Here is a 13367-nt window from a genome sequence, read left to right as displayed (position 1 = left end):
GAAAATGATTGTTGAGGTGGAATTTTGACCGCTTTAACTTCAAGTTTAAAAAACTGTATTTTTCTGGTTTATACCCAATATTCAGCAAAAAGTACCTGGCGCTACATTTTTATTTATATATTTAACAAAAGATATTTTTGATCCGTTGAAATTGTTAAACAATCAGCAAAGTTTATTTCTTGGCCTAATAGACATCTCCAAAAAAGATGCTAAGTCGGTTGGCGTTGAAAATTGTCGTTATGGCAAGGCAAAAGGCAAGAGGCAAGAGGCAAGAGTGAAGAGGGTTTGGGCGATTTTACGTTTCTTTACACAGTTTGGTTTTATTGTGTTCACCTACTTAGTACAGGTTGGCGTAAATAACACAACCATTAAAACTTCCGAAAATTTGATTGATTACAAGGCTTGAAAATGGTTCATTCACTTACGCCGCAGTGTACTAGCCCATTCCATTTTTCGAGGATCTGGTTGTCAAAATAAGTCTTATTTTGTTGATCAGGCTGGTTTGGATCTGCTTTAACCCAAGTTTCTACGCTGAAATTATCATTAGTATTAAAGTTGATTTTGTCGGAATTAGGAATACTGCCATAATCATTAACTCCATCCAAAGTAAGTGATGATCGCGTAACTTTTGCTTCCCCAGATAATAACAAATCTAATGTACCGTTATTATCGTAATCTCCCCAAGCAGCAACCCCCTCATCGCTTGCGATGAGGGGGCTAAGATGTACCTTATATGATTGGAAATCGCTGTAATTGATCGTTATTATCACCGCCAGAAAGGATGTCATCACCTGCTCTCCCTTGGAGATTATCATCACCTTCATTACCTAATAAACTGTCATTGCCAGCATCTCCTACTAACTGATCATTACCCTCCTTACCAGTTAATGTAAGTAGGTTAGCATTGAAAATCGTCGTTATGGCAAGGCAAGAGGCACTCATGCAAAAGGCAAGAGTGAAGAGGGTTTGGGGGATTTTACTTTTCTTTACATAGATTGGTTTTATTGTGTTCACCTACTTATCTGCACCATCTCCACCAAATAGGCGATCGTCTCCTGATTCTCCGGTGAGATTATCATCACCTGCTCTGCCATCTAAAACATCATTACCCTCTCCACCTTTGAGGATATCACCAACAGCGCCACCAGAAATAATATCGTCTCCACTTCCGCCATCAATATCGGTGGTAATTGATAAACTATCTGATAAGTAGGTGAACACAATAAAACCAAACTGTGTAAAGAAACGTAAAATCGCCCAAACCCTCTTGCCTCTTGCCTCTTGCATGAGTGCCTTTTGCCTTGCCATAACGACAATTTTCAACGCCAACCTACTTAGTTCAATTACATCATTTCCCGGATCAGCCAGGGCTGAGATCTTGCTAACACCGCTAAATAATTGTTCCTTACCAAAGGCTTTTATTTGTACCTGTGAGGAAACTAAATTAACTATTCTATTTTTATACGAATCACAACTGAAACGAAGCCGTTAATGCTACCGCTAAAGCATCTGCCGCATCATCAGGTCGAGGAATTTCATCTAAATCCAGTTCCCGCATCACAGCCTCTTGCACTTCTGACTTATCTGCTTTACCATAATTCGTTAAAGCTTGCTTAATTTGGGGAGGTGCAAATTCCACATAAGGGAGTTTACGCTGTCCTAAAACTAACATCAGTACACCCCTAGCTTGTGCCACAACAATGGTATTTGCCATACGATAAAAGAATAATTTTTCAATGGCTACTAAATCCGGCTGTAAATCCTCCATGACGGTGTGTAAATCGTCAAATAATGTGCATAGTCGTTGACTCATTTCCATATCGGCACTGGTGCGAATTACGCCAAAATCAACCATCTGTACCGTTGTCTGTTGTTCTTTTGTTTGACTTTGCTGCCAATCAATTGCCCCAAATCCCACAGTTGCTAGTCCTGGATCTATTCCTAAAATTCGCTTTTTCATAAAATTCTTGATAACTGGGGTAATTGGTGATTGGTATTTCCTTCTTCTGACTCCTAACTGGGCGCAGGCCCTGCGCCCCTACTCGGTGATGATGAAGGATTGAATAAATGTGATGGTTTTCCCTTAGTGTGGAAACCAGGTGATGTAAATTTTTTGTTAAATATTGTTTGTACCAACTTTCCCTATTAGGTATGTTTATCGGTTTTCTGAAACAAGCCATTAATTCGCTACAGCTACAGTCCCAAGGTCGCACTTCCTATCGGGTTAACCAATGGTGCAAATGGTTGTCTCCTGGATTAGCTGTGAAACGCTGGTTACTTATCAGTATTGGGGGTGTTTTCTTAGCCAGTTTGGGGTTGGCTATTTGGGTAAAATTAACCCCGATTTTTTGGATACTGGAATTGCTGAAAGGTCTTTTGGGTTTCCTGGCTGACATTTTACCCAACTATATCAGCGGTCCGGTACTCCTGGTATCTGGTGTGCTGTTGGTGCTGTGGGGACAATCTCGCACTGTTGGTTCAATTACGGAAGTTCTCAGACCTATTGGTGATGAAGAGGAGTTGATAGATGTCCTATTGGCACATCGTCGTTTATACCGGGGTCCGAAAATTGTGGTTATTGGTGGTGGGACTGGACTTTCAACTTTACTCAGAGGCTTAAAAACTTATAGTGCTAATATTACTGCTATTGTCACCGTAGCAGATGATGGCGGTTCTTCTGGGAGACTGCGCGAAGAATTTGGCGTTTTACCACCGGGTGATATCCGCAATTGTTTGGCGGCGTTAGCAGATGAAGAAAAATTACTGACGGAATTATTTCAATATCGCTTTCGGGCGGGAGATGGTTTAACAGGTCACAGTTTTGGTAATTTGTTTTTAACTGCCATGACTGATATTACTGGAGATTTAGTCCAAGCGATCGCTGCTAGTTCTAAAGTATTGGCGGTGAGAGGACAAGTTTTACCTGCTACCCTCAGTGATGTCCGTCTCTGGGCAGAATTGGCAGATGGCCGCCGCATTGAGGGTGAGTCGAATATTCCCAAAGCTGCGGGAAAAATTGTCAAAATTGGTTGTATTCCTGAAAATCCACCGGCAGTTCCCGCGGCAATTAAAGCCATTCAAGAAGCTGATTACATTATTATTGGTCCGGGTAGTCTTTATACAAGCTTAATTCCTAATTTGTTAGTTGGAGAAATTGCCGATGCGATCGCCGCTACCAATGTACCCCGCATTTATATCTGCAATATCATGACCCAACCAGGAGAAACTGATGGATATAGCGTTGCTGAACATATTCAAGCCATAGATGACGCTTGTGGCAGTAGAAGGTTATTCGATGCCGTATTAGTTCATAAAAAAACACCCTCAGCCCAAGCACTTATCCGTTATGCCCAACAAAATGCCCATCCAGTCTTTTTAGACCGAGAATCTGTCACCCAATTAGGACGGCGAATAGTTCCTGCTAATATTTTATTTGAAGATGAATATGGTGCTGTTCGCCATGACCCCCAAAAACTAGCCAAAGTCTTATTAAAATGGTACAGTGGAGCGCATCACGGGAAGTAAAAACTGGGGACGGGGAAATATATTTCCCCATTACCAATTACCAACCTAAAATATTTATGACTTCTTCGATCATTTCTCAAACTGAACCACCCCTTCCCCCTTGGGAAACTTTACCGACAATGTATGATTTACCTAGCGAGAACCCAGAGGAAAAAGGCTTGCCAGACGACTTTCATTTTTTACAACCTTTACTTTTATATTTAACATTTCAACCCATAAACTGGAATCCAGAAATTGTTTATAGTGCGGCTGATCTGAATCTTTATTATGATCTGCAAAATCCTTTATGGTATAAACGCCCAGATTGGTTTGGTGTAGTAGGAGTCCCAAAATTATATAATGGTCAAGATTTACGTTTAAGTTATGTCACTTGGCAAGAACCAGCAAACCCTTTTGTAGTTGTAGAATTATTATCTCCTGGTACAGAAGATGAAGATTTAGGTAATAGGGAAAGTAAGATAGGTAAACCTCCCACAAAATGGGAAGTTTATGAACGGATTTTAAGAATTCCTTACTATATTGTTTTTAGCCGCTACACCAATGAAGTCCGCGCATTTCAGTTAGTAGGTGGTCATTATGAACCTATGAATATGATTGAAGGACGCTTACCAATGCCAGAATTAGGTTTAAGTTTGGGATTATGGCAAGGGACATTTCGAGATATTCCCAAGTCATGGTTAAGGTGGTTCACACTAACAGGAGAATTAATTCCTGAACCAACAGAAGAAGCGGCTGCGGCTAATGAAAGAGTTATTCTTGCTGAACAAGAAACAATAGAAGCAAAAAGAAAAGTTGAACAACTAGGACAACTGTTGCGTGATTTAGGCGTTAATCCCGATACACTGGATAATGCTTAGAGGTTGTTTAAAAAGTATTATATCAAACCAGTAATCTCCAAAAACCTAACCCCCCTACCCCCCTTCCCTGCAAGGGAATGGGGGTTTTAAAGCCTCTCCCCTTGCAGGGGAGAGGTTTGGAGAGGGGTCAGTCTATACATTCAAAACTTTTCAAACACCCTCTTAGACATTACCAATTACCAATTACCAATTACCAATTACCAATTACCAATGAATAAAATTTTCCTTCCAGATATAGAAGCAACACAGCAATTAGGTATTACCCTTGGAGAAACTTTGACTGCTGGAAGTGTGATTTTGCTAGAAGGTGATTTAGGTGCTGGTAAAACTACCTTAGTCCAAGGGATTGGTAAAGGTTTGGGAATAATTGACTCTATTGTTAGTCCTACTTTTACTTTGATTAATGAGTACCCAGAAGGGCGCATTCCCCTTTATCACTTGGATTTATACCGTCTAGAACCTCAAGAAGTGACAGGCTTGAATCTAGAAAGTTACTGGGAAGGCATAGAAGTAACACCGGGAATTGTCGCCATTGAATGGGCTGAACGAATGCCATATCTACCAGATAGTTACTTAAAGGTATGTTTAAACTATGGTGAAAATGGCAGCCGTCAAGCCGAAATTATTGCTGTAAATTAATTTAATTTTGAGGTACGAACAACGGACTTGATATAATTAAACATTCTCCTGTTAAACAAATATTATGGATTGCGGGAATTGGTGTTACTAAATAACCAAGAAAGAAGATTGGCAACTGTAGCAGCGCCAAAGGAAAATAGGGCAATAATGGCATCACGAGGTAGCACCCCATCTAACCAACTACCTTGGATACTAGAAACAGGAAAATCTTGATCTAGTCCAATTTGAATTTGTTTGGTTTTACCAGAAAAACGTGCTTCTATACCTTTTTTATCAGATATTATTTGCAGATTGCGGATAAGTTGAATATTTAACGGTTTATTAGTGTCTTCTCCCATCAGAAACTGATTTTCTTTAATTTCTCTATCCTGTTCTGCCATGCGAATTTTACCTTCGACAATGGTAGATATTTCTAAATCATCTCTCAGGTTGCCACCATTTTTATCTACGTGAGTAAATGTGACATCTTTAGTTTTTATTTTGCCTCTAAACCATTGTTCTGATTCATATTTTGGCGGTTTTGATAGAGTAAGATAAATATCAGTATTTTCTTGAATTTTAAAGGTAAATTCTTTATTATTGGGGTTGACAATAAACTCTAATTGTGCTTGATCATCTTGTGATTTTGGTAATTTTAAACTAGGGATTTTATAGCCTTCTATAATAACTTTGATAGGCTGTTCACCTAAATATATTTCTAAGGGATTGGGATTATTTTGAGAATTGGGAAGCAGAGAAAAAGCTAATTGTTGACGATAAAAATCATAATTTAGTCTAGCTATTCTTGTTTGTGGTTGTAGTCGTAATTCCTTGAGATTAATTTCGCTTTCTATATTAGAATTGGCTGGAGTAATAATTATTTTACTTTCCCGTTCTGTAAGTTGGATTTCTAAGGAATTTAATTTATTAATTTCTGGTAAAGATTCACTTTGAAAACTGCCAGTAAAAGTTAATTTTTGCTTACCTTCGGTTTCTAGTTCTTTAATATTTTTAATATTGCCGATAAAAAGTTTAGGTTGATTATCATCATAAGTAAAACTCATTTCTTTAAAAATAAGATTACCTTCAAATATATGACTTCCAGGGACAATAGCCGCAATAGTAATAATACATAAAACCACAAGCAATATTATCACCAAGAAAGATGATTTTTGCTGGATTAGATATTGTTTTAGATTTGGCAATTGCTGGAGAAAATTATGATTAATATTATTAAATTTTGTCCGAATTAAACCAGACTTAGTAATAATAAAGTTCTTAATCTTACTAAATCTGGAATTGTGAGAAGATTTCTGTCTGTCTTTTTGCCGATATCCCATGATTTATTTTAACCAAGTTGGGTTATGTTCAAATACAATTTCCTTTTCAATGCGATCGCTGGGTTCATTAATTCGGTCAATAAAAGCAATATAATGTAACTTATAGCGTCCCGTAGGAGCTTTACTTCCATCCCATATAAAACTAATTTCACCACTATTGGGGGTAGTGCGAGATGTACTATATACAGGCTTTTGATCTTTTTTATCTGTGAGAGGGACGATTTTTACGCTGGTAAATTCGACTCGATCTTGAGAATAAAAAACAAATTCATATTTACCAGAAGTTTTTCCCAATGTAACGGGAACATAGACATTTTGAGAACCCAGGCTATAGGATGCTACAGCACGAAGTTTATTTGCAGGTATCTTAGCTTGTCTGAGAACGTAAGTATCCCAGCTAAAGCCAAAATTTGCACCATTGTTAGATAATAGTAAATCATCTAATTGATAGTGATAACTATCATCTAATGATTTGACTATCACTTGAGGATTTTTACCATTCTTGATGCGGGGAACTAGTAAGGTTAGGGTTTTCTCATAATTGGCAATATTGCGGGTAGCAATGGAAATTAAACTCAAGCTATTACCGCTTATCGGTTCAAGTTTGACACCTTCACAACGGTTGGGTGGTTGGCGGCGGATATAATCTGTAGAACTGGGATTTCCTTTTGGACAATAGGCAACAGCAGATAGAGGATTAATGCTGAGAATTAATAGGCTGGCAAGCAGAATTTTATAATTCATAACTCATTGTTTGGCTAAATTAATTTTCCAAATGGATAGTTGTTTTTTAACTACAGATATAGGATAGGCAAAATCTTGCTTTTTACCTGATTTTTGGGCATAAACTATGCCTATAATGCGATTTTCTGAGTTTATCACAGGACTGCCAGAGTAACCAGGTCTGAGTGCGGCTTCAGATATTTTTAATTGTTGGTTCTGATAACTGATTTTTCCTGATTTTACAGTCCATGATTTATCTTCACCTGTTTGGGCATCATTACCGATAATTTGAATAGGCATTGCGGGGGTCAGGGTACTAGAAATTGATAAAGGTTGGATATCTTCTGGCAGTTTATCGGTAACTTCTAAAATAGCTAAATCAAGTTCATCCTCTGTAGAAGTCGTTTTGAATAGTTTGGCATTTCGTCGCATTCGCACGCGGTCTGATGGTGGTGAACTGAAAAATTCCACTTGAATATTTTCACCCTGTTCATTGCCATCAAAAATCACATGACGATTAGTGAGGATTAATATCCGGTTAGCATCTCGCTGGATAACTACACCAGTACCAATCTCAATTCCCTGACGCTGCATGGTAGAAAACTTGGCAGTGATGCGTACCACAGAACGCTTAACAGATAGATTTGGGTCATTTTTGGGCAACCATTGCCTATCATCATCTACACTGGCAAGATTATTTGTTTTTTCAATCCATAAGCGACGTGCTTCTGTATTGTTGTTACGGGCATATATATAATCGCGGTCGAGTTTTTCTGACTTGTCAAAATATTTTATGGCTTCTTTCAACTCACCTTGGTCTTGCAATACTAAACCTAAACCATTATTTGCAAGAGTATGGGCAGTTGTTGGCGTTACCGAAGTATCTTCTGGTAATGATAGAGCTTTTTGGAAAGCAGCAACAGCCGCATTTAATTTATTCTGGTCACTCAGGGCAATGCCAAGATTGTAGTTGGCATTAGCGTATTCAGGGTCAAGTTCAATAGCTTTTTGGTAAGCAGCAACAGCCTCTTCTAATTTCTTCTGGTCACTCAGGGCATTGCCAAGACCATTGTAAGCAATAGCTAATTTAGGGTCAAGTTCAATAGCTTTTTGGAAAGCAGCAACAGCCGCATCTAATTTCTTCTGGTCACTCAGAGCAATGCCAAGATCATTGTAAGCACTAACATATTTAGGGTCAATTTCAATAGCTTTTTGGAAAGCAGCAACAGCCGCATCTAATTTCTTCTGGTCACTCAGAGCATTACCAAGACCTTTGTAAGCACTAACATATTTAGGATCAAGTTCAATAGCTTTTTGGAAAGCAGCAACAGCCGTATCTAATTTCTTCTGGTCACTTAGGGCATTACCAAGATTGTAGTAAGCAATAGCTAATTTAGGGTCAAGTTCAATAGCTTTTTGGAAAGCAGTAACAGCCGGATCTAATTTCTTCTGGACATAAAGTGCATTACCAAGACCATTGTAAGCACTAACATATTTAGAATCAAATTCAATAGCTTTTTGGAAAGCAACAACAGCCGCATCTAATTTCTTCTGGTCATACAGGGCAATGCCAAGATTGTAGTAAGCAATAACATATTTAGGGTCAAATTCAATAGCTTTTTGGAAAGCAGCAACAGCCGCATCTAATTTCTTCTGGTCACTCAGAGCAATGCCAAGACCATTGTAAGCACTAATATATTTGGAATCAAATTCAATAGCTTTTTGGAAAGCAACAACAGCCGCATCTAATTTCTTCTGGTCACTCAGAGCAATGCCAAGCTTGTAGTAAGCAATAGCTAATTTAGGATCAAGTTCAATAGCTTTTTGGAAAGCAGTAACGGCCTCATCTAATTTCTTCTGCTCATACAATACATAGCCAAGATTGTAGTAAGCAGTAGCATCTTTGGGGTCAAATTCAATAGCTTTTTGGTAAGCAGCAACAGCCCCATCTAATTTATTCTGGTCATACAGGGCAATGCCAAGATTGTAGTAAGCAATAGCTAATTTAGGATTAAGTTGTATAGCTTTTTGGTAAGCAGCAACAGCCCCATCTAATTTATTCTGGTCATACAGGGCAATGCCAAGATTGTAGTAAGCAATAGCTAATTTAGGATTAAGTTGTATAGCTTTTTGAAAAGCAGCAACAGCCACATCTAATTTATTCTGGTCATACAGGGCAATGCCAAGATTGTAGTAAGCAATAGCTAATTTAGGATTAAGTTGGATAGCCTTTTTATAAAACGCTAAAGCCTCTTCTTGTTTACCTTGAGCATTTAGGACATTACCTATACCAACATAGGCTTCTGCATCATTAGGATTGAGTTGTAGGGCTTTTTGGTGTGCTGCTAAAGCCTCTGGTAGTTTTCCCTGTCGTCGTAAAGCATTACCCAAATTGTTATAAGCTTTGCCATTATTGGGTTCAACCTGTAAAACCTTACGCCAAATCGTCTCCGCTTGGGAATTGTCACCCACAGATTCGGCTGTTTCACCTTGTTTAAATAGCTGTTGGACACTATTTTGAGCAAATACAAGCTGGGGTGTGGTAGTTAGAGATAAGGTGAGCAATAAAATACTTAATATCCGATCTCGCATAATAATATTATATATTTGCCAGAATTTGATGCTTTAATCTTAATTTAAAACAGAGAATTTACGCAGCATATACGCAATATTATCATAATAACCACAATAATGGAACAGAATTATACTAAACAAGGTTAGGAAATAGACTTTGTAAGATTACAAAAAACCTGTAGGTGTAGGGGTTTCAATGGTGTCAACTTAATTTAAAAATAGCTGATCTGTTGGCTTCCACAACCGCCAGGGAATAAATTCCCTGTCTCATAGCTCAAGTCCGTTAAAACGGACTCATAAATTTTCCGAGTGTTTAGAGGATGTTTGAAAAGTTTTGAATGTATAAATTGACCCCTCTCCAAACCTCTCCCCGACGCGGGGAGAGGCTTTGAAAACCCCATTCCCTGGTAGGGAAGGGGGCAGGGGGGTTAGGTTTTTGGAGATTATGGGTTTTCTCGTTAAGTTAACACCAATGAAGCTCTTGCTTTACCCCTACCGATGGAATCGAATAATTAAGCGCAATCTACAAAGATTTTTATCTACCTTGTCACCCCTTAAAAGTTAAAGCTTGTCCACGAACTTGTGTATTTAGCTGACCATGATTATAAACAATTTCACCACCGACAATTGTTGTTACAGGCCAACCTGTTAAATTCCAACCTTCAAAAGAACTCCAACCACACTTGCTGACAACTTCTTCCCGTTTAACTTCATGGTAATTTTTTAAATCTACCAAAACTAAATCAGCATCATATCCAGGAGTGATTTCACCTTTATTGGCAATACCATAAGCTACCGCGACAGCTTTAGACATCCATTGCACAACTTGGGCAACAGTACATTTTCCATCCATAGCAGCAGTTAACATTAAAGGTAAAGAAGTCTCTACACCGGGCATTCCTGAAGGGGTATTTGGGTAAGTTTGGGCTTTTTCCTCTAGAGTGTGGGGGGCGTGGTCAGTGGCAATAAAGTCAATGATACCATCACGTAAAGCTTGCCAGAGAACTTCATTATCATGGGGCGATCGCAAAGGTGGATTCATTTGCGCTAAACTACCAATAGTGTTATAAGCATTAGTATTCAAAAGTAAATGTTGTGGTGTTACCTCTGCCGTCACCCAACTTGGTTTATCCTCACGCAGTAACTCCGCTTCCTCTGCGGTTGACATATGCAGAATATGTAACCGGCGTTGGTATTTCTTAGAAAGTTTTAATGCCAATTGGGTAGCCAATAATGCCGCTTGATTATCTTGAATTTGGGAATGAACAGCCATATCTGTAATCCCCGCAAACTCATGTTTTCGTTGCTTAATTCTGGCTTGATCTTCCGCATGAACAGCAATTAAACGGCTTCCTTGGGCAAAAATCGCCTCTAGAGAGTCTTCCTGACTCACCAACAAATCTCCGTGCATTGACCCCATAAAAATCTTAATTCCCGGTGTTGGCTGGGCAGAAAGTAAATCTGGTAAATTATCCGCCGTAGCCCCAATAAAAAAGCCATAATTAACTAAGCACTTCTGGGCTGCCCGTTGTAACTTATCATCTAAAGCTGATTGAGTAATGGTTAAAGGTCTTGTATTCGGCATTTCTAGAAAGGAAGTAACTCCCCCCTTAGCGCAAGCACAACTGGCAGTAAATAAGTCTTCCTTATATTCTAGACCCGGTTCACGAAAATGCACCTGGGGGTCAATCACACCAGGCAACAAAGTTAATCCTTGTGCGTCAATCTCACAAGTGGGTGTGGCATTAGTAATTTCTTGTCCTACTTGGGTTACGTGCCTTCCTTCTATCAACACATCGCCAATCATTGACTCACCATTGGGTAAAATAATTTCAGCGTGGCGAATCAGTAAACTTTGTGGATTTGACATGGATTTAAGATTTTTCAGGATAAAGGAACTATTTATGGATGATAGATAACTTTTTCTTTAAGGTAAACTTAATTGGCACGAAGAATCAGCGATTTTGGTTTTGTGTTAAAAAATGTTTATAGTTAAGAAAGCTAAAAACCTGAATGTTTGTAGCTGATAAAAGAAAAACACTAGATTTTTTACTTTATTTACCTACCATCTGCTCCATCTCGTTAAGATTAATAATATCAAGTCTCTCCCTCTGAGTTCAATACTAGTCTCATAACATACTTCAACAATTTCATGCAAAATCAAGCGTCTGATAAAAACTCTAGCCAAGAACCCGATAACTCCTGGATAGTAGAGCTAGTTAAAACGATGATATTGAGTATCTTTCTAGCTCTAGGAATTCGTACCTTTGTCGCCGAAGCTCGTTGGATTCCTACTGGTTCAATGGAACCAACCCTGCATGGTGTAAAGGACCAATGGCAGGCAGACAAAATTATTGTTGATAAAGTAAAGTATAGATTTGCTGAACCGGAACGGGGAGATATAGTAGTATTTTTACCGCCCCAAGAAATACAGAATAATCCTGAACGGGAAGCATTTATTAAAAGAGTAATTGGTTTACCTGGTGAAAAAGTAGAACTGAGAGAAGGCAAAGTATATATCAACAGCAAGCCTTTACGGGAAGATGTCTATCTATCCTCTACTGCACAAACGTTCGTTGAAGCTTGTAACAGCAGTGGACTTAAGCCTCCTTTCTTGGCTCAACCAGAAATTATCCCACAAAATTACTACCTCATGCTCGGTGATAATCGTCCTAACAGTTATGATGGTCGTTGTTGGGGTGTTGTTCCCCGTAGTAATATTATTGGTCGGGCTGTAGTTCGTTTTTGGCCTCTCGATAGAATGGGTGCAATTGATAAATCTCCTGCCTATTCATCTCCACAACCATAAAGCAATGTCATAGAGAAGAATTCAGAAGGTAGGGGCGCAGGGCCTGCGCCCTTTGTCAGGACTTCAGAATGAAAAAGGAAGTGTAAATTTTTTATATAACTCAAGTGCAAACCCCATATTTAGCAAAGATCTTGCTATATCCAATCAAGTCACTGGATGGTATAGAAGTAGAACAAGCAACTATTCTCTCCAGTGGCGCACTTCAGTATGACCGAGAGTTTGCTTTTGTTGATGCACAAAATAGGTTTGTCAATGGGAAGCGTTATCCCCAAATCCTGATGTTGCGTTCTGAGTTTTCCCTAGAACAAAGGCTGATAAAGCTGAAGTTTCCTGGTGAACATTCAGAACAGGTTTTTCATTTAGATGAAGAACGTCCAGCATTAGCCGCAGTTGTTAGTGATTTTTTGGGTTTTCCTGTGCAATTACAGCAAAATACAACAATGGGTTTTCCTGATGATACAGATTCATCAGGAGCAACGGTAATTAGTACAGCCACCTTAACAGAGGTTGCATCATGGTTTCCTGGTATCAATGTTGATGAAATGCGGCGGCGAATGCGTGCCAATATTGAAATTGATGGTGTCCCAGCATTTTGGGAAGATGGCTTATTTGCTGCTAGTGGTGAAACAGTAGCCTTTCAGGTGGGAGATGTCCGCTTTTTAGGGATTAACCCTTGTCAACGTTGTGTAGTCCCCACGCGGGATGCTTATACAGGGGAGGCTTACCCAAACTTTCAGAAAATCTTTGGGCAAAAACGTCAAGCAACTATGCCGACATGGGTAAATACAGCGCAGTTTAATCATTTTTATAGATTAAGTGTAAATACAAAAGTTCCTGTGGCGGAAGCAGGGAAAATGATTACCCTGGGCAATAGTGTCGAAATATACTAATAAAAAATTAGTAACAAAAAATCTAAATTTT

The 13367-nt window shown here is 38.9% G+C and carries 14 protein-coding genes; 6 read left to right on the top strand and 8 right to left on the bottom strand.

Annotation, left to right across the window (positions count from 1 at the left end):
• The first annotated feature begins 151 nt into the window (after window positions 1-151).
• Window positions 152-406: a hypothetical protein gene (locus AA650_RS17020; RefSeq protein ID WP_199924281.1), complete on the top strand. Its 255-nt coding sequence runs from the start codon at window positions 152-154 to the stop codon at window positions 404-406.
• 7 nt (window positions 407-413) lie between these two features.
• On the opposite strand, the gene AA650_RS17015 is transcribed toward AA650_RS17020, so the two are convergent.
• From AA650_RS17015 to ruvC, 4 genes are all read right to left on the bottom strand, one after another.
• Complete coding sequence (locus AA650_RS17015; protein ID WP_199924280.1) at window positions 414-788, bottom strand: hypothetical protein; 375 nt, start codon at window positions 786-788, stop codon at window positions 414-416.
• On the bottom strand, window positions 730-942 hold the full coding sequence (locus tag AA650_RS28105; protein WP_199924279.1) for a hypothetical protein: 213 nt from the start codon (window positions 940-942) through the stop codon (window positions 730-732). Before AA650_RS28105 ends, AA650_RS17015 begins: the two co-directional genes overlap by 59 nt.
• Before the next feature lie 72 nt (window positions 943-1014).
• Window positions 1015-1308, bottom strand: a complete 294-nt coding sequence (locus AA650_RS17005) for a hypothetical protein (RefSeq protein ID WP_081424259.1) — start codon at window positions 1306-1308, stop codon at window positions 1015-1017.
• Window positions 1309-1468: 160 nt separating this feature from the next.
• A complete protein-coding gene (ruvC, locus tag AA650_RS17000) occupies window positions 1469-1960 on the bottom strand; it encodes a crossover junction endodeoxyribonuclease RuvC (RefSeq protein WP_053539911.1) in 492 nt (163 codons plus the stop codon).
• Window positions 1961-2151: 191 nt separating this feature from the next.
• On the opposite strand from ruvC, the gene AA650_RS16995 reads away from it, so the two are divergent.
• The 3 genes from AA650_RS16995 (at window position 2152) to tsaE (ending at window position 5021) form a co-directional block, all read left to right on the top strand.
• A complete protein-coding gene (locus AA650_RS16995; RefSeq protein ID WP_053539910.1) occupies window positions 2152-3525 on the top strand; it encodes a gluconeogenesis factor YvcK family protein in 1374 nt (457 codons plus the stop codon).
• Window positions 3526-3581: 56 nt separating this feature from the next.
• Window positions 3582-4382, top strand: a complete 801-nt coding sequence (locus AA650_RS16990) for a Uma2 family endonuclease (protein ID WP_053539909.1) — start codon at window positions 3582-3584, stop codon at window positions 4380-4382.
• 210 nt (window positions 4383-4592) lie between these two features.
• Entirely contained in the window at window positions 4593-5021 is a 429-nt protein-coding gene (gene tsaE, locus AA650_RS16985; protein WP_053539908.1) for a tRNA (adenosine(37)-N6)-threonylcarbamoyltransferase complex ATPase subunit type 1 TsaE, read from the top strand.
• Window positions 5022-5083: 62 nt separating this feature from the next.
• Here the strand turns inward: tsaE and AA650_RS16980 are convergent, their stop codons facing one another.
• From AA650_RS16980 to AA650_RS16965, 4 genes are all read right to left on the bottom strand, one after another.
• Window positions 5084-6340, bottom strand: a complete 1257-nt coding sequence (locus AA650_RS16980) for a hypothetical protein (protein WP_053539907.1) — start codon at window positions 6338-6340, stop codon at window positions 5084-5086.
• Between the two features lie 3 nt (window positions 6341-6343).
• Complete coding sequence (locus AA650_RS16975; RefSeq protein ID WP_053539906.1) at window positions 6344-7084, bottom strand: hypothetical protein; 741 nt, start codon at window positions 7082-7084, stop codon at window positions 6344-6346.
• A 3-nt stretch (window positions 7085-7087) separates the two neighbouring features.
• Window positions 7088-9655 carry a tetratricopeptide repeat protein gene (locus tag AA650_RS16970; RefSeq protein WP_053539905.1) on the bottom strand — a complete coding sequence of 856 codons (2568 nt, stop codon included), beginning with the start codon at window positions 9653-9655 and terminating at the stop codon, window positions 7088-7090.
• Window positions 9656-10184: 529 nt separating this feature from the next.
• Window positions 10185-11507 carry a dihydroorotase gene (locus AA650_RS16965; protein WP_053539904.1) on the bottom strand — a complete coding sequence of 441 codons (1323 nt, stop codon included), beginning with the start codon at window positions 11505-11507 and terminating at the stop codon, window positions 10185-10187.
• A 282-nt stretch (window positions 11508-11789) separates the two neighbouring features.
• Between AA650_RS16965 and lepB the strand changes: the two genes are divergently transcribed.
• Both lepB and AA650_RS16955 read left to right on the top strand, forming a co-directional pair.
• Window positions 11790-12446 (top strand): signal peptidase I, encoded by a 657-nt coding sequence (gene lepB, locus AA650_RS16960; protein WP_053539903.1) that lies wholly within the window; start codon window positions 11790-11792, stop codon window positions 12444-12446.
• Between the two features lie 104 nt (window positions 12447-12550).
• Window positions 12551-13336 carry an MOSC domain-containing protein gene (locus AA650_RS16955; protein ID WP_053539902.1) on the top strand — a complete coding sequence of 262 codons (786 nt, stop codon included), beginning with the start codon at window positions 12551-12553 and terminating at the stop codon, window positions 13334-13336.
• Window positions 13337-13367 lie beyond the last annotated feature (31 nt).

Origin of the sequence: Anabaena sp. WA102 (genome assembly GCF_001277295.1) — a bacterium.
Taxonomy (GTDB): Bacteria; Cyanobacteriota; Cyanobacteriia; order Cyanobacteriales; family Nostocaceae; genus Dolichospermum; species Dolichospermum heterosporum.
This window is presented reverse-complemented; position numbering and strand designations above follow the sequence as displayed.